This window comes from Variovorax sp. 22077 (genome assembly GCF_052044195.1).
In the GTDB taxonomy this organism is placed as follows: Bacteria; Pseudomonadota; Gammaproteobacteria; order Burkholderiales; family Burkholderiaceae_C; genus Variovorax; species Variovorax atrisoli.
The window spans coordinates 95,771-115,931 of record NZ_JBQEQC010000006.1; the positions used below are offsets into that span (position 1 = coordinate 95,771).

General features: G+C 68.1%; 17 protein-coding genes. 9 read left to right on the top strand and 8 right to left on the bottom strand.

Annotated elements, in window-relative coordinates; translation table 11 throughout:
* Positions 1-42: 42 nt before the first annotated feature.
* Positions 43-2,463 (top strand): UvrD-helicase domain-containing protein, encoded by a 2,421-nt coding sequence (locus ACTJLF_RS10500; RefSeq protein ID WP_440883037.1) that lies wholly within the window; start codon positions 43-45, stop codon positions 2,461-2,463.
* Between the two features lie 68 nt (positions 2,464-2,531).
* On the opposite strand, the gene ACTJLF_RS10505 is transcribed toward ACTJLF_RS10500, so the two are convergent.
* Genes ACTJLF_RS10505 through ACTJLF_RS10515 form a run of 3 tightly spaced genes read right to left on the bottom strand, consistent with a single transcriptional unit; the run spans position 2,532 to position 4,875 of the window.
* Complete coding sequence (locus ACTJLF_RS10505; protein ID WP_354407159.1) at positions 2,532-3,371, bottom strand: BPSS1780 family membrane protein; 840 nt, start codon at positions 3,369-3,371, stop codon at positions 2,532-2,534.
* 9 nt (positions 3,372-3,380) lie between these two features.
* On the bottom strand, positions 3,381-4,445 hold the full coding sequence (locus tag ACTJLF_RS10510) for a homoserine kinase (protein ID WP_126185424.1): 1,065 nt from the start codon (positions 4,443-4,445) through the stop codon (positions 3,381-3,383).
* A gap of 58 nt (positions 4,446-4,503) precedes the next feature.
* Positions 4,504-4,875, bottom strand: a complete 372-nt coding sequence (locus tag ACTJLF_RS10515; RefSeq protein WP_019654694.1) for a hypothetical protein — start codon at positions 4,873-4,875, stop codon at positions 4,504-4,506.
* Between the two features lie 97 nt (positions 4,876-4,972).
* On the opposite strand from ACTJLF_RS10515, the gene polA reads away from it, so the two are divergent.
* The 3 genes from polA to ACTJLF_RS10530 all read left to right on the top strand — a co-directional run bounded on the left by polA (position 4,973) and on the right by ACTJLF_RS10530 (position 10,118).
* Positions 4,973-7,792 carry a DNA polymerase I gene (gene polA / locus ACTJLF_RS10520; protein WP_184605552.1) on the top strand — a complete coding sequence of 940 codons (2,820 nt, stop codon included), beginning with the start codon at positions 4,973-4,975 and terminating at the stop codon, positions 7,790-7,792.
* 113 nt (positions 7,793-7,905) lie between these two features.
* The gene (locus tag ACTJLF_RS10525) at positions 7,906-9,201 is read left to right on the top strand and encodes a M20/M25/M40 family metallo-hydrolase (protein ID WP_440883038.1); all 1,296 of its coding nucleotides are present in this window, start codon (positions 7,906-7,908) and stop codon (positions 9,199-9,201) included.
* Between the two features lie 14 nt (positions 9,202-9,215).
* Positions 9,216-10,118, top strand: coding sequence for a LysR family transcriptional regulator (locus ACTJLF_RS10530; RefSeq protein WP_019654697.1), 903 nt, complete (start codon positions 9,216-9,218; stop codon positions 10,116-10,118).
* A gap of 3 nt (positions 10,119-10,121) precedes the next feature.
* Here ACTJLF_RS10530 and ACTJLF_RS10535 read toward each other — a convergent pair whose 3' ends face one another.
* Positions 10,122-11,333 carry a D-amino acid dehydrogenase gene (locus ACTJLF_RS10535; RefSeq protein ID WP_416492274.1) on the bottom strand — a complete coding sequence of 404 codons (1,212 nt, stop codon included), beginning with the start codon at positions 11,331-11,333 and terminating at the stop codon, positions 10,122-10,124.
* A gap of 191 nt (positions 11,334-11,524) precedes the next feature.
* Here ACTJLF_RS10535 and ACTJLF_RS10540 point away from each other — a divergent pair, with 191 nt between their 5' ends.
* The 5 genes from ACTJLF_RS10540 (at position 11,525) to ACTJLF_RS10560 (ending at position 15,638) form a co-directional block, all read left to right on the top strand.
* Positions 11,525-12,424 (top strand): transporter substrate-binding domain-containing protein, encoded by a 900-nt coding sequence (locus ACTJLF_RS10540; protein WP_440883039.1) that lies wholly within the window; start codon positions 11,525-11,527, stop codon positions 12,422-12,424.
* 123 nt (positions 12,425-12,547) lie between these two features.
* Positions 12,548-13,297, top strand: a complete 750-nt coding sequence (locus tag ACTJLF_RS10545; protein WP_440883040.1) for an aspartate/glutamate racemase family protein — start codon at positions 12,548-12,550, stop codon at positions 13,295-13,297.
* A 104-nt stretch (positions 13,298-13,401) separates the two neighbouring features.
* Positions 13,402-14,301: a dienelactone hydrolase family protein gene (locus ACTJLF_RS10550; protein WP_126185430.1), complete on the top strand. Its 900-nt coding sequence runs from the start codon at positions 13,402-13,404 to the stop codon at positions 14,299-14,301.
* 118 nt (positions 14,302-14,419) lie between these two features.
* Positions 14,420-15,319, top strand: a complete 900-nt coding sequence (locus ACTJLF_RS10555) for a ZIP family metal transporter (RefSeq protein WP_440883041.1) — start codon at positions 14,420-14,422, stop codon at positions 15,317-15,319.
* A gap of 115 nt (positions 15,320-15,434) precedes the next feature.
* Positions 15,435-15,638: a hypothetical protein gene (locus tag ACTJLF_RS10560; RefSeq protein WP_019654703.1), complete on the top strand. Its 204-nt coding sequence runs from the start codon at positions 15,435-15,437 to the stop codon at positions 15,636-15,638.
* 80 nt (positions 15,639-15,718) lie between these two features.
* On the opposite strand, the gene ACTJLF_RS10565 is transcribed toward ACTJLF_RS10560, so the two are convergent.
* Genes ACTJLF_RS10565 through ACTJLF_RS10580 form a run of 4 tightly spaced genes read right to left on the bottom strand, consistent with a single transcriptional unit; the run spans position 15,719 to position 20,157 of the window.
* The gene (locus ACTJLF_RS10565) at positions 15,719-17,167 is read right to left on the bottom strand and encodes an N-acyl-D-amino-acid deacylase family protein (protein ID WP_440883042.1); all 1,449 of its coding nucleotides are present in this window, start codon (positions 17,165-17,167) and stop codon (positions 15,719-15,721) included.
* 35 nt (positions 17,168-17,202) lie between these two features.
* On the bottom strand, positions 17,203-18,195 hold the full coding sequence (locus tag ACTJLF_RS10570) for an ABC transporter ATP-binding protein (RefSeq protein WP_019654705.1): 993 nt from the start codon (positions 18,193-18,195) through the stop codon (positions 17,203-17,205).
* On the bottom strand, positions 18,192-19,223 hold the full coding sequence (locus tag ACTJLF_RS10575; RefSeq protein WP_126185433.1) for an ABC transporter ATP-binding protein: 1,032 nt from the start codon (positions 19,221-19,223) through the stop codon (positions 18,192-18,194). The genes ACTJLF_RS10570 and ACTJLF_RS10575 overlap by 4 nt, the downstream gene beginning before the upstream one ends.
* Before the next feature lie 13 nt (positions 19,224-19,236).
* A complete protein-coding gene (locus ACTJLF_RS10580) occupies positions 19,237-20,157 on the bottom strand; it encodes an ABC transporter permease (RefSeq protein ID WP_405054333.1) in 921 nt (306 codons plus the stop codon).
* Positions 20,158-20,161: the final 4 nt, after the last annotated feature.

Here is a 20,161-nt window from a genome sequence, read left to right on the forward strand (position 1 = left end):
CTTCATATAACCCGCATACGCCGTGGTTTCTACAATCGGAGGATGTTGTTTAACGATCCCGCGGCCGACGCCAACCCCCCAGCGCTGCCGCTGCTCCAGAATCTGAACGCGGAGCAACTCGCCGCGGTCACGTTGCCAGAAGGCAACGCCCTCATCCTGGCAGGCGCCGGCTCCGGCAAGACGCGCGTGCTCACCACCCGCATCGCCTGGCTGCTGCAGACGGGCGAGGTCTCCGCCGGCGGCATTCTGGCCGTGACCTTCACCAACAAGGCCGCCAAGGAAATGATGACGCGCCTGACGGCGATGCTGCCCGTCAACGTGCGCGGCATGTGGATCGGCACCTTCCACGGCCTGTGCAACCGCCTGCTGCGTGCGCACTGGAAGCTCGCCAACCTGCCTTCCACCTTTCAGATTCTCGACACGCAGGACCAGCTCTCGGCCATCAAGCGCCTGATGAAGCAGTTCAACGTCGACGACGAGCGCTTCCCCGCCAAGCAGACCCAGTGGTTCATCGCCGGCGCCAAGGAAGACGGCCTGCGCCCCGACGCCATCGAGGTGCGCAACGACGACGACCGCAAGAAGGTCGAGCTCTACCGCCTCTACGAAGAACAGTGCCAGCGCGAGGGCGTGGTCGACTTCGGCGAGCTCATGCTTCGCAGCTACGAGCTGCTTCGCGACAACGAACCGGTGCGCGAGCACTACCAGCGGCGCTTCCGCCACATCCTGATCGACGAGTTCCAGGACACCAACCGCCTGCAGTACGCGTGGATCAAGATGCTTGCGGGCAACACCGTCGAGGGCCGCTTCGTGCCGGGCGAGCACAACAGCGTGATCGCCGTGGGCGACGACGACCAGAGCATCTATGCCTTCCGCGGTGCGCGCGTGGGCAACATGACCGACTTCGTGCGCGAGTTCGACGTGCGCCACCAGATCAAGCTGGAGCAGAACTACCGCAGCTACAGCAACATCCTCGATTCCGCCAACGAGCTAATCGGCCACAACAAGAAGCGGCTGGGCAAGAACCTGCGCACCGACCAGGGCCCCGGCGAGCCCGTGCGCGTGTACGAGGCCCCCACCGACCTCGCGGAGGCGCAGTGGATGGTCGAGGAAATGCGCCAGCTGGTGCGCGATGGTTACGAGCGCAAGGAAATGGCTGTGCTCTACCGCAGCAATGCGCAGAGCCGGGTGCTCGAAACCGCGCTCTTCAACGCCTCGGTGCCGTACCGTGTGTACGGCGGCCTGCGCTTCTTCGAGCGCGCCGAAATCAAGCATGCGCTGGCCTACCTGCGCCTGCTGGAGAACAAGGACGACGACACTAGCTTCCTGCGCGTCGTCAACTTCCCACCGCGCGGCATCGGCGCGCGCACGCTCGAAACCCTGCAGGACGCCGCGCGCGCGGCCAACCGTTCGCTGCACGACGCGGTGAGCGTGGTCGGCGGCAAGGCGGGTGCGAACCTCACGGGCTTCGTCGCCAAGATCGACGTGCTGCGCGAGCAGACCCAGGGCGCGAGCCTGCGCGAGATCATCGAACTGGTGCTCGACCACAGCGGGCTCGTCGAGCACTACAGGGCCGACCGCGAAGGCGCGGACCGCATCGAGAACCTGGAGGAACTGGTGAACGCGGCCGAGAGCTTCGTCACGCAGGAAGGCTTCGGCCGCGACGCTGTGGCGCTGCCGGTGGACGAACTGCGCCAGTCGCCCGCGAGCCAGGGCCTGGACCCGAACCGCCCGGTGCTCGACGAGCCCCTGGCGCCCGACGCGGAGACCGGCGAAACGCTGAGTCCGCTGGCCGCCTTCCTCACGCATGCCGCGCTCGAATCGGGCGACAACCAGGCACAGGCGGGCCAGGACGCGGTGCAGCTCATGACCGTGCACGCCGCCAAGGGCCTGGAGTTCGACTGCGTGTTCATCACCGGCATGGAAGAGGGCCTGTTCCCCCACGAGAACTCGATGAGCGATTTCGAGGCGCTGGAGGAAGAGCGCCGGCTGATGTACGTGGCGATCACGCGTGCCCGCAAGCGCCTGTACCTGAGCCACTCGCAGACCCGCATGCTGCACGGCCAGACCCGCTACAACGTCAAGAGCCGTTTCTTCGACGAGCTGCCCGAAGGCGCCCTCAAGTGGCTCACGCCCAAGAACCAGGGCTTCGCGCCCTCGGCTTTCGGCTACGGCGGCGGGTATGGCAGCACGCGCGGCGGCTCAGGCGGATACGGTGGCGGTTATGGCGGCAGTTCGGGCGGAGGCCGCGACAAGGACACCTTCGCCAGCCCGCCCGTGCCGCCGCAGAAGACCGCGCCTTCGCACGGCCTGCGCTCGGGCATGCAGGTGTTCCACAACAAGTTCGGCGAAGGCACCGTGACCGCGCTCGAGGGCACCGGCGACGATGCACGCGCTCAGGTCAAGTTCGCGCGACACGGCGTGAAGTGGCTGGCGCTGTCGGTGGCCAAGCTCACTCCGATCTGATCCGGCGGTCCAACGGATAGCGGGCGGCGGCAGTCAAGCTGCCGTGCCTGCCGCGGCGGAGGCGGCGATCAGTCGGGGTAGAAGGTGTCGCGGAAGGTGAACCAGTTCGATGCCTGGGTCATCGCCGCGAGCGTCAGCACGGTGCCGAGCATCAGCAGGTTGCCGGCCGTCATCGCGCCGGTGTCGGAGCCCAGCGAGCCCACGCCGATCACGATGGTGCCCACCAGCGCCGCTGCCAGCAGGCCGAGCAGCAGCACGCCGCACCACGCCAGCCAGTACAGCGCATAGGCGCCGAAGTTTCGGAACATCGCGACCAGGCTGAAGAAGATGCTCTTCACCGGCTCGACGCGGTGCCAGTGAACCAGCGCGGGCGCATGCCAGATGGCGGCGATCAGCGGCAGGGTGAGGCACATCTGCAGCAGGTTGGCCAGCTGGAAGCGGCTGCTTTCCATCACCTCCTTGGCAGGGGCCTCGCCGGCGAAGTAGCTGCGCATGAACTGGCCGCCATCGACGACCGCGGTCACGAAGACCGTCAGCAGACAGTACACCGCCGAGATCACGCCGAGCACTGCCAGCGAGCGCCATTCCGCCCGCATGGCCCGCGCCACCGACAGGAACATGAGCGCGCCGGTCGGCTTCCTCGGGCCGGACGTGCCGTCCGTTTCGGCAGCCTTGTCGCTGGCGGAGGCGTCGGCCACCGAGGCCGCTACCATGAAGCCCAGCGTGGAGAAGGGCAGCAGTACGAAGGGAAGGAACCTGCCGATGACCGGCAGCTGCGAGATCGTCGAGATCAGCGCCATGAACATCAGGAACAGCGACACGAAGGCCAGCGGCTGCCGCCAGAAGTTCTTGAGCCCTAGGCGGACCCATTCCACGCCGGTTCGCGCCGGCACGAGGTTGAGTTTCATGTGTGCAGGTCAGGCAGCCAGCAGCGGCTCGAGGGCCTGCGCCATGGCATGCGGATGGGTGGCGCGCTCACGCAGCACGCGCTCGAAGTGCGTGGGGTCATGGGGCTTGAGCATGCTCGCCTCGCGAGGCAGATGGAAGTCCCAGAGCCGCGAGATCCAGAAGCGCAGCGCCGCGGCGCGCAGCATCGCGGGCAGCAGGGCGCGCTCGGACGCGTTCAGCGCACGCACGGACTCGTAGGCCGACAGCAGCGCATCGGCGCGTTCGGGATCGTGGCGGCCGGTGGGCAGGTCGATGGCCCAGTCGTTCAGGCACACGGCCAGGTCGAACAGCCAGGTGTCGGTGCCGGCGAAGTAGAAGTCGAACACGCCCGTCAGCCGCGGGGCAGCGCCGGGCTCGCCGTCGGTCGCGAACATCACGTTGTCGCGGAACATGTCGGCGTGCACCGGGCCGCGCGGCAGCGCCGCATAGGCCGACGATTCTGCGATGTGATTCTGGTAGGCCAGCTCGGCGCGCAGCAGGTTCGCCTGTGATTCCTCGATGTACGGCAGCACCACCGGCACCGTCTCGTTCCACCAGGGCAGGCCGCGCAGGTTCGGCTGGATGCGGGGGTAGTCGCGCCCCGCGAGATGCATGCGCGCCAGCATCGAGCCCAGTTCGGTGCAGTGCGCCGCGGTCGGGGCCAACTCGCTGCGGCCCGAGAGCTTCTGCACCACCGCAGCCGGCTTGCCGGCGACGACGTGCAGCAGGTCGCAGGACGCGGCGGCCTCGGCGGGGGGCGTGGGCTGTCCCTTGCGGGCCTTGCCTGCCGTATCGGGCTCGGGTTGCGCCACCGGGGCAGGTACCGGCAGGCCGGCGTCCGCCAGATGCTTCATCAGGCAAAGGTAGTAGGGCAGCTGCTCGGCGCTCAGGCGCTCGAACAGTGTCAGCACGAACTCGCCGGACTCGGTGGTCGCGAAGTAGTTGGTGTTCTCGATGCCGCCCTCGATGCCGCGCAGCTCGCGCAGCGGGCCCAGCCCCAGGCTCTGGACGAGCGCGTCGGCCTCGCCGAAGCCGACTTCGGTAAAAACTGCCATAGCGGTACTCAGCGCCGCATTGCTGCCGCGAAAACCAGAACGGAAGGCCTCATTGCGGTCAGAACTTCAGCACGTTCCAGACACGGGGGCCGTTGGCGCCGGTTTCGCTCGAACCCTGGCGGCCGGTAGCGGCATCTGCCGGCAGCACCTCGTAGCCGGGCATGTTCGACTTGGGCTTGACGTTGATGCTCTGGGTGCGGCCGCCATAGCGCACTTCGTCGACCGAGGCTCCGCTGTCCTCGGTGTGGATGTTCTCCACCTTCTGGTTGCGTCGGCCCTCGGCCTTGGCCTGCTCCTGATTTGGGAGCGCCTCGGCCGGAGCCGCCGCGGGGGCGGGCGTGGCCTGCTGCGCCTGCACGGCGGCAAAGGGGGTTGCGAAGGCCAGCGCCAGCAGGATGCGGCGGGCGACCAGGAGTGTGGAGCTAGGCATGCAAGCATTGTAGGCTCGCAGCCGCTTGCGGACCGTCGGTTGACACCTCGCGCCGTCGTGGTTCCGGGCGCCGGCGCGGGCACGGCAAAATGGCCCGATGACCGACAAGAAAACGCTGCTGCTCGTCGATGGCTCGAGCTACCTCTACCGCGCCTTCCACGCCATGCCCGACCTTCGGGCCGTGCCCGGCGACCCGAAGAGCCCGGCGACCGGCGCCATCCGGGGAATGATCAACATGATGACCGCGCTGCGCCGCGAGGTGCGAGCGGACTACGCCGCCTGCATCTTCGACGCGCCCGGCAAGACCTTCCGCGACGACTGGTACCCCGAGTACAAGGCGAACCGCTCGCCCATGCCCGACGACCTGCGCAGCCAGATCGAACCCATCCATGAAGTGGTGAAGCTGCTCGGCTGGCCCGTGCTCAGCGTGCCCGACGTGGAGGCCGACGACGTCATCGGCACGCTCGCCCGGATCGCCGCCTCGCAGGGCGTCGAGGTCATCGTCTCCAGCGGCGACAAGGACCTGAGCCAGCTGGTCGACGAGCACATCACCATCATCGACACGATGAACGGCAAGAAGCGCGACGTGGCCGGCGTCACGGCCGAGTTCGGCGTGCCGCCCAGCCTGATGATCGACTACCAGACGCTGGTGGGCGACTCGGTCGACAACGTGCCCGGCGTGCCCAAGGTCGGCCCCAAGACGGCCGCCAAGTGGCTGCTCGAATACGGCTCGCTCGACGCGCTGATCGAGCGCGCCGCCGAGGTGAAGGGCGCCGCGGGCGAGAACCTGCGCAACGCCCTCGGGCAGCTGCCGCTGAGCCGGCGCCTGGTGACCATCCGCACCGACTGCGACCTCGACGGCCACGTCACGGGCCTGCCCTCGCTCGAAGGCCTGCCGGTGGGCGCACCGCAGACGGCCGAGTTGAAGCCCTTCTACGAGAAGTTCGGGTTCAAGAGCCTGGTCAAGGGGCTCGAGGCGCAGGCTGTGCCGCCCGAGCTGATCGAGGAAAACCTCAGGAAGAAGGCGGCTTCCGGCAAGGCCGATGCCGACCAGGGCGGCCTGTTCGACGAGCCTTCCGAGATGCAGGCGCTGGAGGCCGCCTCTCCCGCGAGCAACCTGAAGTACGAGACCATCACGACCTGGGAGCAGCTCGACGCCTGGCTCGCCAAGCTCGAGGCGGCGGATCTCGCCGCCATCGACACCGAGACCAACTCGCTCGACGAGATGGTCGCGCAGATCGTCGGCATCAGCTTCAGCGTCACCCCGGGCGAGGCCGCGTACATCCCGCTGATGCACAACTACCCCGATGCGCCGCAGCAGCTGCCCTTCGACGAGGTGCTCGCGAAACTCCGGCCCTGGCTGGAGAACGGCGCGAAGAAGAAGCTCGGCCAGCACATCAAGTACGACCGGCACGTGTTCGCCAACCACGGCATCGAGGTGCAGGGCTACGCGCACGACACCATGCTGCAGAGCTACGTGCTCGAGGTGCACAAGCCGCACGGCCTTTCGAGCCTCGCCGAGCGCCACCTGGGCCGCAGCGGCATCTCGTACGAAGACCTGTGCGGCAAGGGCGCGCACCAGATCCCGTTCAGCCAGGTCGACATCGCCAAGGCCGCCGAGTATTCGTGCGAGGACAGCGACCAGACGCTGGACGTGCACAACACGCTCTGGCCGCGCCTGCAGGCCGACGAGAAGCTGCGCTTCATCTACCAGCTCGAGATGGATTCGAGCGAGGCGCTCTACCGCGTGGAACGCAACGGCGTGCTGATCGACGCACCCACGCTGGCCGCGCAGAGCCACGAGCTCGGCAAGCGCATCATGGAGCTGGAGCAGGAGGCTTACGAGATCGCGGGCCAGCCCTTCAACCTCGGCTCGCCCAAGCAGATCGGGGAGATCTTCTTCACCAAGCTGGGCCTGCCCGTGGTCAAGAAGACGCCGAGCGGAGCGCCCAGCACCGACGAAGAGGTGCTCGAGAAGCTGGCCGAAGACTACCCGCTGCCGGCCAAGATCCTCGAGCACCGCAGCCTCTCCAAGCTCAAGGGCACCTACACCGACAAGCTCGGCCAGCTCGCCAACCCGCGTACCGGCCGAGTGCACACGCACTATGCGCAGGCGGTGGCCGTCACGGGCCGCCTGAGCAGCAACGACCCGAACCTGCAGAACATCCCGATCCGCACGCCCGAAGGCCGGCGCGTGCGCGAGGCCTTCGTGGCGCCGGCGGGCAGCGTGATCGCCAGCGCCGACTACTCGCAGATCGAGCTGCGCATCATGGCCCACATCAGCGGCGACGAATCGCTGCTGCGTGCGTTCACCGAAGGCATCGACGTGCACCGCGCGACGGCCGCCGAGGTGTTCGGCTCCACGCCCGACCAGGTGTCGAGCGAACAGCGCCGCTACGCCAAGGTCATCAACTTCGGCCTGATCTACGGCATGAGCAGCTTCGGGCTCGCCAAGAACCTGGGCATCGAGAACAAGGCTGCGGCCTCCTACATCGAGCGCTACTTCGCGCGCTATCCGGGCGTGAAGGCCTACATGGACGAGACCAAGGCGCTGGCCAAGGAGCAGGGCTACGTCGAGACCGTGTTCGGCCGGCGCCTGTACCTGCCCGAGATCAATTCGCCCAACGGCCCGCGCCGCGGTGGCGCCGAGCGCGCGGCCATCAACGCGCCGATGCAGGGCACCGCGGCCGACCTCATCAAGCTCAGCATGGTCAAGGTACAGAACGTGCTTGACGAGGAGAAGCGCGCCACGCGGATGATCATGCAGGTGCACGACGAACTGGTGTTCGAGGTGCCCGAGGCCGAGATCGAATGGGTGCGCACCGAGATCCCGCGCATCATGGCGGGCGTCGCTTCGCTGAAGGTGCCGCTGCTGGCCGAGATCGGTGTCGGTCCCAACTGGGACAAGGCGCACTGACGAGTCAGCGCGACGCGGCGCGAGTCGGCACACAGGCAAGAAAAAGAAGACACAGCAGGGAACGGACAAGCACGCGGCAACCAGCCAGCCAGAGAAGAAAGAAACCACAGCACATGAAGAACCGATTCCCGCAACGCGGATTCCTGCTCGCCGCCGTCTGCGCCGCCTTCGTCGGCAGCGCTTTCGCGGCGCCCGATGCCAACGTCGCAGCGCTCGCGGCCAAGGAAAAGCCGGCCCTGCTCGACACGCTGAAGGAGCTGGTCTCCATCGAGTCCGGCAGCCGCGATCTCGACGGCCTCGAGAAGATCTCCGATCTCATCGCCGCGAAGTTCAAGGCGCTCGGCGGCGAGGTCGAGCTGATCGACCCCAGCGCGGAGGCCTACCGCATGGAAGACACGCCCGAGAAGATCGGCCGCGTTGTGCGCGCCACCTTCAAGGGCACCGGCAAGAAGAAGATTCTGCTGATCGCGCACATGGACACGGTCTACACCGTGGGCATGATCAACAGGCAGCCCTTCCGCATCGACGGCGACAAGGCCTACGGCCTGGGCATCGCCGACGACAAGCAGGGCGTGGCCGTCATCACGCACATCGTGTCGATGCTGCAGGCGATGAAGTTCAAGGATTACGGCACCCTCACCGTGCTCATCAACGGCGACGAGGAGATCAGCTCGCCCGGCGCACGCGCGCTCATCACGCGCATGGGCGGCGAGCACGATGCGGTGCTGTCGTTCGAGGGCGCCTACATCAAAGAGGACAAGCTCTCGCTCGCCACGGCCGGCATCGCCTCGGTCACGCTGAACGTCACCGGCAAGGCCTCGCATGCGGGCTCGGCGCCGGAGCTGGGCGTGAATGCGCTGTACGAGCTCTCGCACCAGATCCTGCAGATGCGCGACCTGTCCGACCCGGCCACGGGCCTGAAGATGAACTGGACCATCTCCAAGTCGGGCAGCAACCGCAACGTGATCCCGGCCAGCGCCACCGCGGGCGCCGACGTGCGCGTGCTCAAGGTGAGCGACTACGACCGCATCGAGCAGCAGGTGAACGAGCGGGTGAAGAAGCAGCTCATTCCCGAGGCCAAGGTGGAGCTGAAGTTCGAGCGGCGCCGTCCGCCGCTGGAAGCCACCGACGCCTCGCGCGCACTGGCCCGGCACGCCCAGCAGATCTACAAGGACGAGCTCGGCCTGCCGCTGGGCGCGGACGACAAGGCCGCCGGCGGCGGCACCGACGCCGCCTTCGCCGCGCTGAAGACCAAGGCGCCGGTCATCGAGCGTTTCGGCCTGCAGGGCTTCGGCGCGCACTCGGCCGATGCCGAGTACGTGCTGATCAACTCGATCGAGCCGCGCCTCTACCTCGGCACGCGCATGGTGATGGACATCGCCCGCGGCAAGGCGCCAGTGGGCAACTGACCCCTTCGCTCGCGATGCGACTGCGCCACATCGAAGTCTTCAACGCGATCATGCTCACGGGCAGCGTGAGCGCGGCGGCGCGGCTCATCAACATCACGCAGCCGGCGGTGAGCCGCACGCTGCAGCATGCTGAGCTGCAGCTGGGCTTTCCGCTGTTCCAGCGCGCCAAGGGACGGCTCACGCCGACCACCGAGGCGCTCACGCTGTATCCGCACATCGAGCGGCTCTTCGCGCAGCTCGACGAGGTGCAGCGGCTCGCCTCCAACCTGCGCACCGCGGGCGACACGGGCGAGCTGCGCATCCTGAGCGTGCTGGCGCTGAGCTACGACATCCTGCCGCGCGCGCTCAAGGCATTCCGGGAGAAGCATCCGGGCTATGCGATCACGGTGGAGTCGCTGCATTCGCCGCAGATCATGTCGGCGCTGCTGCTGCAGGAGGCCGACGTGGGCTTCGCATTCAGCCCGGCGGTGCATCCTTCGCTCACGCAGGAGACGCTGGCCGACAGCCGCATGGTGTGCATCGCGCCCAAGGGCATGCTGCCGCGGGCGCTGGTGCGCAACGGCTCGGTTGCGCTGCACGACCTCGTGGACCGGCCGGTGATCGGCCTAGACAGCCGCGACCCCGTGGGCACCAGCCTGAGCCAGGCCTGCCGGCAGGCGGGTGTGGGCTTCCAGCAGGCGGTGGTGACGGTGCAGACCTACCACGCGGCATTGGCCATGGCGCACCATGGCATCGGCATTGCGCTGGTCGACGGCTGCACCGCGCGCTCGGCCGACCGCGAGAAGGTCGACGTGTTGATGCTGGAGCCGCACATCCCGGTGCCTATCCGCGCTCTGCGCTTCGCGGCGCGGCCCGATTCGGTGGCGGTGCGCGGCATCACCCGCTGCATGCAGCAGGCGATCCAGGAAACGATCTAGGGCCTAGGCTCCCAAGGCCTGCGCGACGCGCAGCGCCGAACCGAAGGCCAGCGTGAAGCCCAGTGCGCCGTGGCCGGTGTTGAACAGCATGTTCGAAGGTGCGCCGTCCAGCCGGCCGATGATCGGCAGGCCCTTGGGTGTGGCGGGGCGCATGCCGGTCCACGGGTGCAGCTCTTCGAGCCGGCTCGCATGCGGGAAGAGGGCGCGCGTGGCGGCCGCCAGCGTTTCGATGCGCGTGGCCGGAATGCTCGCGTCGTGCCCTACCAGTTCGGCCATGCCCGCCACCCGAAGGCGCGAGCCGATGCGCGCGAACACCACCTTGCGCGCACTGTCGGTCACGTTCACGCGCGGGGCGGCGCCGGGGGCAGCGTCGACCTCCACCGTGATGCTGTAGCCCTTGAGCGGATACACCGGCAGGTAGGCTCCGAGCGCGCGCCCCAGCTTGTGCGAGGCCGAGCCCAGCGCCATCACGAAGGCATCGGCTTCCACGTCGCCATTGCCGGTGCGCACCGCGGCGACGCGGCTTGCGCTGCGCACGAAGCTGCTCACCTCCGTGCCGGAGATGAAGCGCACGCCGCGCTCGGCCAGGGCCTTCGCCAGCTCGGTGCAGACCTTGAGGCAGTCGGCCGCGCATTCGCTCGGCGTGTAGACGGCGCCTGCCATCCTGTCGCGGTAGCCGGCGAGCGCAGGCTCGATCGCAATGCATTCCTCGGGCGTCACCAGCCGCTGCTCGCTGCCCATGGTGCGCTGCAGTTCGAGCTGCGCTCGCGCGCTTTCGAGCGATGCTGTGCTGGCGTAGAGCACCAGCTTGCCGGTGGCGGAGAAATCGCAGTCGGGCGAGAGTTCGGCGCGCATGGCCTCGAACTCGATGCGGCTCGATGCGGCCAGCTCCAGCAGCCGCGCGGTGGTTTCGCGCGAGGTGCGCGCGTTGCAGGCTGCGAGAAACTCCATGCCCCAGCGCCATTGAAGCGGATCGAGCTGCGGGCGCAGCTTCAGCGGCGAGCTGGACGACAGCAGCAGCTTGGGCAGCTGCCTCCAGATCGACGGATCGGCCAGCGGCTGCACGTAGGAGTAGCTCAGCTGCGCGCCATTGCCGCCGCTGGCGCCCGAGCCGGGGGCGGCGCGGTCGATCACGGTGACTTGATGGCCCTGGCGGTCGAGCTGCCAGGCGGTCGCCAGGCCCACGATGCCGGCGCCGAGCACACACACATGCATGGGGCAGCTTTCCGGAGATGAGTCGAGAACAGTGAACGCGACTGTAGGCGCGCGCGGCCGGAGCCGGAAATGCCAAAAGCGCCCCCGCCCATAACCTTTGGGCATGGCCCGGCCTGCTATTGGAATTTGTCGTTTCATTTGTCCCCTTCCTACACTGGCCGCCTGTTCAGTTCAACCGTATGAGGGCCCGAATGAAACGCTCCGTCCTGATGGCCTCCGTGGCCTCCATCGCTGCCTCGCTGCTCTTCGCCTCCACGGGCGCCCAGGCTGCCGACACGCTCGCCAAGATCGCGCAGTCCGGCAAGATCACGCTGGCCTACCGTGAGTCGTCGGTGCCCTTCAGCTACCTCGAAGGGCCCGGCAAGCCGATCGGGATGGCGGTCGATCTTTCCAATGCCGTGGTCGAGGCGGTGAGGAAGAAGCTGAACAAGCCTGACCTGCAGGTGGCGCTGATGCCCGTGACCTCGCAGAACCGCATTCCCCTGATCACCAACGGCACCATCGACCTGGAGTGCGGCTCCACCACCAACAACACCGCACGCGGCAAGGAAGTGGCCTTCGCCATCAACCACTTCTATACCGGCACTCGCCTGCTCGTGAAGAAGTCCTCCAACATCAAGAACTACGCCGACCTCGCGAAGAAGACCATCGCCAGCACCACGGGCACCACCAATGTGCTGGTCATGCGCAAGTACAACATCGAGAAGAACCTTGGCATGGACATCGTGCTCGGCAAGGACCACGCCGACGCGTTTCTGCTGCTCGAGAGCGACCGTGTCGTGGCCTTCGCCATGGACGACATCCTGCTGTACGGCCTGATCGCCAACGCCAAGACGCCGGGCGACTACGAAGTGGTGGGCGACTCGCTGCAGGTGGAGCCCTACGCCTGCATGCTGCCGAAGGACGACCCTGCCTTCAAGAAGCTGGTGGACGACACCTTCGCGGGCCTGATGAAGAGCGGCGAGTTCGAGAAGCTCTACAACAAGTGGTTCATGCAGCCGATCCCCCCGAAGAACGTGCCGCTGAACCTGCCGATGAGCCCGCAGCTGAAGGAAAACCTCAAGGCCCTCAGCGACAAGCCCGCGACTTGAGTCCACCCCCGGGCTGCGCGCACTTCGCGTCGCGCACGCCTTCCCCCTTCCGGGGGCAATACCAGCGGGCCGGCGAAGCCGGTTCCGCGGTATTCCTGAAACAGAGATAGAGACAGAGAGATCATGAGTTCGACCAACGTCGTCGGCATTCTTGGCGGCATGGGCCCGGCGGCCGGCGCCGACTTCGTGCGGCTGTTCGTGCAGGCCTGCGCGCAGCAGCTGCGCGCGCGCGGCGAAGCGGTGCGCGACCAGTCCTTTCCCGAGCACTGGCTGGCCCAGGTGCCGGTTCCCGACCGCACCGACGCGCTGGCTTCTCCCGAACAGGGTGCGCACCAGCCGCTGGAGCCGATGCTGCAGGCGCTGGGCCGCCTCGCCGCGCTCGGCAGCCGTGCCGTGGCCATCGCCTGCAACACGGCCCATGCCTGGCACGCGAGCCTTCAGGAGCGCTTTCCGCAGGTCGAGCTGCTGCACATGGCGCGCGAGACGGCACAGCACCTGGCCCGCCAGGGCGCGACCGGAGTGGCGCTGATGGCCACCGAGGGCACCTACCGCGTGCGGCTCTACGAGCAGGCGCTGGCCGAGGCCGGACTGGGCTGCCACATCCCTTTGCCCGATGAGCGCCAGGCCATCACGCGAGGCATCTTCGACGGCGTGAAGGCCGGCAACATGCTGCTGGCCGAGCAATGCTTCTCGGAGGTCGCGCTGAGGCTGGCCGAGCGGCACGGCCCGGTCTCCATCATCATGGGCTGCACCGAGGTGCCGCTGGGCCTGCAGGGTTCGGCCGCGGTGGCGGGGCTCGACCTGGTCGACCCGGCGCAGGTGCTCGCGGCGGCGCTGGCCCGGCGGGCCTACGGGGCGCGCCAACCCCATTGAAGTTTGGGGGACATAGGGGCAGCGGCCGATTTCGCCTACATTGCGGCGTGCGTTTTTCCACAACGCCACGTCCCTTGTCCGACGATCCAACCGGAGCCCGATACATGCCTCTCGACGACGACAGCCGTTCCGACTTCGATTCGCTTCGCCCCGGCGACAGCACCGAGCAGGGTGCCACGCGCCGCACCGCCCTCAAGGCCGCCATCGGCGTGGGCTATGCCGCAGCCGTGATGCCGGTGAGGGCGCAGACCGCCATCAGCACCCCGGCCGACGGCCTGAAGGCCGGCCCCATCAAGTACGCCGTCGGGGACTTCGAGGTGCCCGCCTATGCGGCGGCGCCCGCCGGAAAGACCGGCCTGCCGGTGATCCTGGTGATCCAGGAGATCTTCGGCGTGCACGAATACATCGCCGACACCTGCCGCCGCTTCGCCAAGCTCGGCTACCTGGCCATCGCCCCCGAGCTGTACGCGCGCCAGGGCGACCCGCGCGGCTACACCGACATCCCGAAGCTGCAGGCCGACATCGTCTCCAAGGTGCCCGACGCGCAGGTCATGGCCGACCTCGACGGCGCACTGGCCTATGCCAAGGCCAACGGCGGCGACACCAGCAAGGCCGGCATCACCGGCTTCTGCTGGGGCGGGCGCATCGTCTGGCTCTATGCGGCCACCGGCAAGGTCAAGGCGGGCGTGGCCTGGTATGGCCGCCTGGTCGGCCAGGCCAGCGAGCTGACGCCGAAGCACCCGGTCGATGTCGCCGCCAGCCTGCAGGCGCCGGTGCTCGGCCTCTATGGCGGAAAAGACCAGGGCATCCCCCTTGACACGGTTGATAAGATGAAAGCAGCTCTGGCAACCGGAACCCCGGCGGCCAAGGCCTCGAACTTCGTCGTGTATCCCGAAGCGGGCCACGCGTTCCATGCCGACTACCGACCCAGCTATGTGAAGAGCGCGGCGGAAGACGGCTGGCAGCGTGCCACGGCCTGGTTCAAAGCCAACGGCGTCGCCTGAAGACGGCGCCCGTCAGCCAACCCCGCCGAAGGCCGTCCTCGTGACGGCCTTTCTCTTTTTATGATCGGTATGCGGCCCCGGAAAAGTTCCAGCGGCCGTCTTTCTTGCGCAAGCAGCTATGAATTTGATAGTCATCATCGCGGCGACCCTGGTTGCCGGTATCGGAAGCGTGTGGGTCGCGGCCCTGCTGTTGAAGGTGGGGGTGCGCAGCGGCTCGGGCGGCGTGAACCCGCAGCACCTGTTGAGCCTGGCGGCCGGCGCGCTGCTCGCCACCGCATTCATGCACCTGCTGCCCGAGGCCTTCGAAAGCCGCATCGAGCCCGGGCTGCTGTTCGGCGTGCTGCTGTTCGGGCTGGTGTTCTTCTTCCTGCTCGACAAGGCGGAGCTGTGGCACCACGGGCACGAGCACCATCATGGCGAAGAGAAGAAGGGCGCGGCAGACGGCCACGATCACCACCACGGCCATGTCCATGCACACGATCATGACCACAGCCACGGCCCCCGCACGGGTGGCTGGGCCGTGCTCACCGGCGACAGCGTGCACTGCTTCGGCGACGGCATCCTGATCGCCTCCGCCTTCACCGCCGACCTGCGCCTAGGCATCGTGGCCGCGCTCGCGGTGCTGGCGCACGAGATCCCGCACCACATCGGCGACCTCGTCGTGCTGCGACAGAGTTCCGCCAACCAGCGCGCGGCGCTGGTGAAGGTGTCGCTCGCCGGCACCATGACCGCGCTGGGCGGCATCGTGGGTTGGTGGCTGGTCGACCAGCTCCACGGCCTGCTGCCGTACTTCCTGGTGCTGGCTGGCAGCAGCTTCGTCTACGTGGCGCTCGCCGACCTGATCCCGCAGCTGCAGAAGCGCCTGCCCGCGCGCCAGACGGCCGCGCAGATCCTTTGGCTGGTGGCGGGCATTGCGCTGGTCACGCTGGTCAGCCGTCTCGCGCACGGCGAGCACGGGCACGAGCACGGCCATGACGACCCCGGCCACGGGGAGCATGGCCACGTGCACAAGGACTGATCTTCAGGCCGGCGCGCGAAACTTTCCGACACCGACACCTCGCGCCGGATGATCCGCAACGGCCCAAACAGGCGCACCATAGGGGGCCTGTCAGAAACAAGCCGAGGAACAGATCATGAACGCCACCGCGCGATCCGCTTCACCCGCCGAAGACGATGAGGACGACCTGCCCGTCGACGACTTCGAGGAGCCCGACACCGACGTGGGCGACGATCTCTCGGAGGAAACGGGCATCGATCTTTCCGATGCGAGCGAACTCGACGCGGACAACGTGCCGGCCGATGAGGAATTCGACCGCGTGATGAACGCGCCCGATTGAAGGGCTCGCCCGGCTTCGCGAACTTTCACTTTCCTTGTGTCGCTGCGGGCTCCAGGGCATCCCCGCAGAGGGGCTGTTCGCTAGCGCCGCGTGATCACCTGCCCGTTGCGCACCCCGCAGTGCGCCCCGTTGCGCCAGGTGGGGGCGCCGTTCACGATCACCGCATCGATGCCTTCGGCCGGCTGCATCGGTGATTCGTAGTTCGCGGCGTCGCGCACCGTCGCGGCATCGAAGATCACCACGTCGGCGTGGTGGCCCGGCTTCAGCGTGCCGCGCTCGTGCAGGCCGAAGTTGCGTGCGGTGAGCCCTGTCATCTTCCATACCGCCGTCTCCAGCGGGAACAGGCCGACGTCGCGGCTGTAGTGCCCCAGCACGCGCGGGAAGGTGCCCCACAGGCGCGGATGCGGCTTGTCGCCCAGCGGGATGCCGTCGGAGCCGATCATGGTCTCGTCGAAGGCGAGGATGCGCTGCACGTCGTCCTCGTCCATCATGAAGTAGATCGCGCTGCCGGGCTGCAGCCGCTTCGCCGCCTCTTCGCCCGACACGCCCCATTCGGCCGCGATGTCCTTCAGGTCGCGGCCCGCGCATTCGGGGTGCGGCACGCTCGAGGCGATGAGCACGCGGCCTTCCATCATCCCGCGGTCGGTGCGGATCATGGTGGAGCCGGCGGTGTAGGGGTAGCAGTCGAGCCCGATGCACTGGTGCTTCATCGCTTCCTCGATGAAGGGCAGCGTGACCTTCGTCTTGCCGAAGTTGCGCGTGTTCTGCACCTTGTGGTGCGACACCACCACCGGAATGCCCAGAGCGCGCCCGATGTGGAAGGTTTCCTCCAGCGACTCCATCACGCGGTCGCTCTCATCGCGCATGTGCGTCACGTAAAGCGCCTTGCGCGAAGTGAGCGGGCGGCCGACCTCGATGATCTCCTCGGTCGTCGCCTTCACCGCCGGCGGGTAGAAGGTGCCGGTCGACAGGCCGATGGCGCCGGCCTGCATCGCTTCCTCGACCATCGCCTGCATGGCCTTGATCTCGGCTTCGTTCGCCGGTCGGTCGAGGTCGGACATGGCGACCGCGCGCAATGTCGAATGGCCCACCATCGCAGCGACGTTCACCGATGAAGGCGTGGCACGCAGCGCATCGAGGTACGCGGCGAAGCTGGTGAAGCGGCCCTCGGCGGGCGAATCGAGCAGACTCAGCGGCATCGGCAGGTCCATGTCGGCGCGCAGCGGCGCGGCGCTGATGCCGCAGTTGCCCGCCACCACGGTCGTCACGCCCTGCGACACCTTGAACGGCATCTGCGCCTGAGACAGCACCGCCTGGTCGTCGTGCGTGTGCGAATCGATGAAGCCCGGCGCGACGATGCGGCCGCTGGCGTCGATCGTCTGTTCCGCCGTGTGGCCCGCGAGCTTGCCGATGGCGACGATGCGGTCGCCGACGATGCCGACGTCGGCGTCGAAGCGCGGAGCCTTGGTGCCGTCGATCACGGTGCCGCCGCGGATCAGCAGTTCGTAGTGGGGGAGCTTGTCGGACACGGGGGAATCCTTTCTTTCGAGTTTCTTGTCTCTCTTCAGCGGAAATGGCAGGCGACCAGGTGGCTTCCGTTCGCGGACGACGAAGGCCGCTCGCCGAGCTCCGGCGCCTTCTCCTTGCACACGGCCTGCGCCATCGGGCAGCGGGTGTGGAAGCGGCAGCCCGAGGGCGGGTTGGCCGGGCTCGGCGGATCGCCCTGCAGCAGCATGCGGCGCGCCGGCGTGCGCGGGTTGGGCACCGGCACGGCCGACAGGAGAATCTCGGTGTACGGATGCAGCGGCGCCGAGAACAGCGTGTCGCGGTCGGCGATCTCCACGATGTGGCCGAGGTACATCACGGCGACGCGGTGGCTGATGTGCCGCACCACCGCGAGGTCGTGCGCGACGAAGAGGTACGCGATGCCGAACTCGGCCTGCAGGTCCATCAGCAGGTTGACCACCTGCGCCTGCACCGACACGTCGAGCGCGGACACCGGCTCGTCGCACACGATCAGCTTCGGGTTCAGCGCCAGGGCGCGCGCGATGCCCAGGCGCTGCCGCTGCCCGCCCGAGAACTCGTGCGGAAACTTCTTCGCCGCCTCGGGCCGCAGCCCCACACGCGAGAAGAGCCACTGCACGCGTTCGCGCCGCTCGGCGGCCGCGCCCATGCCGAAGTTGCGCAGCGGTTCCGCCACGATGTCTCCGGCCGTCAGCCGCGGATTCAGCGAGGCATACGGGTCCTGGAAGATGATCTGCAAATCGCGCCGGCGCATGCGCATGTCCTCGGCCGAGAGCGACAGCAGCTCCCGGCCTTCGAGCTGCACCGAGCCCGAGGTCGGCTCGACCAGCCGCATCACCGACTTGGCCGTGGTCGTCTTGCCGCAGCCCGATTCGCCGACCAGCGACAGCGTCTCGCCGCGCGCGACGTCGAAGGAGACGCCGTTCACCGCCTGGATCGACGGCCTGGCCGGCCGCAGCCAGCGTTTGGGCGTGGTGTAGTGCTTGCGCAGGTCACGCACCTTCAGCAAGGGCGTTGCAGCGGTTGTCGTCATGCGGCGATCTCCTCGGCACCGGCCCAGTTCTCCTCGACGGCGAAGCAGGCCACCACGTGGTCGCCGCCTTGCTGCGTCAGCCGCGGCGTTTCGGCGCGGCAGCGTTCGCGCGCCTGGCTGCAGCGTGCCGCGAAGGCGCAGCCTCGGCCCAGCTCGTGCGCGGCCGGCACCAGCCCCGGAATCTCGGTGAGCCGCGTGCTCGCGGTATTCATGGCGGGCATCGAGGCCATCAGTGCACGGGTGTAGGGGTGCAGCGGGCGGTCGAACAGATCGACCACGTCGGCTTCCTCGACCTTCCTCCCGGCGTACATGACGACCACGCGGTCGCAGCTCTCGGCGACCACGCCGAGGTCGTGCGTGATCATCACCACGCCCATGCCCAGTTCCTTCTGCAGCCGCTTGATGAGGTCGAGGATCTGGGCCTGGATGGTCACGTCCAGCGCGGTCGTCGGCTCGTCGGCGATCAGCACCTCGGGGTTGCAGGCCAGGGCCAGCGCGATCATCACGCGCTGGCGCATGCCGCCGGAGAGCTGGTGCGGGTACTCGTTCACGCGGCGCTCGGGCTCGGGAATCTGCACCACGCGCAGCATCTCGACCGCGCGCTTCATCGCGTCGGCGCGGCTGGCCTTCTGGTGCAGCTGCACTGTCTCCGCGATCTGCCGGCCCACGGTGAGCACCGGGTTCAGCGAGGTCATCGGCTCCTGGAAGATCATCGAGATGCGGTTGCCGCGGATCTGGCGCATCTCGCGCTCGCTCAGCCGCATCAGGTCGGTGCCGCGCAGCCGCACGGCGCCCATGTGACGGCCGGGCGGCGTGGGCACCAGCCGCAGGATCGACAGGGCGGTGACGCTCTTGCCGCAGCCCGACTCTCCGACCACGCCGAGCGTGCGGCCAGCGCGCACCGTATAGGAAACGCCGTCGACCGAGCGCACCACGCCCGCGAGAGTGTGGAAGTGCGTGCGCAGGTTGTCGACTTCGAGCAGCGGCTCGCCGGGTGCGAGCGCGGTGTGGGACATGGGTATCGTCATGGCCTGCCGTCCTTCACAGTTGCCGTGCCAGGCGCGGGTCCAGCGCGTCGCGCAGGCCGTCGCCCAGCAGGTTGATGGCCAGCACCGTGGCCGCCAGCAGCAGGCCCGGGTACAGGATGATGTGGAACGCCACCGCCACGAAGTTGCGGCCCTCGGCCATCATGTTGCCCCAGCTCGGCGTCTGCGAAGGCACGCCCACGCCGAGGAAGGACAGCGCAGCCTCCGTCAGCACGGCGGCGGCGGCCACGAAGGTGGCCTGCACGATCAGCGGCGCCACGGTGTTCGGCAGCACGTGGCGCACCAGGATCACCGGAAGGCGCGTGCCCACCGCATGCGCGGCCTCCACGAAGAGCTGCTCGCGCAGGGTGAGCGCCAGCGAGCGCACCAGCCGCACCACGCGCGGAATCTCCGGCACCGTGATGGCGACGATCACCGTCGTCAGGCTGGCGCGGGTCACGGCCATCAGCGCGATCGCCAGCAGGATGCCCGGGATGGCCATGAGCCCGTCCATCACCCGCATGATCGGCCCGTCCGCCCATCGCACGAAGCCCGCCACCAGCCCCAGCGCGACGCCGAGGAAGGTGGCCAGCAGCGCCACCGAGGCGCCGACGATCATCGACACCCGTCCGCCCCACACGGCGCGGCTGAATACGTCGCGCCCCAGCGCGTCGGTGCCGAACCAGTGCTCGGCCGAGGGCAGCTGCATGCGCGCGAGCGGGTCGATGTCCTGCGGGTCGTGCGTGGCGATCCACGGCGCGGCGATGGAAAGCGCCGCCACCGCGATCAGCAGCAGCGCGCCGACGATCAGCGTCGGGTGCTTGCGCAGCCAGCGCAGGCGCGGCGGAACGAAGGGGGCCTCGGCCGGCGGCGCGACTTCGGCTTGGGCAGGCGTCGCGGGCACGTCGATGTCGCTCATGGGAAGTACGGAGGACATTGCG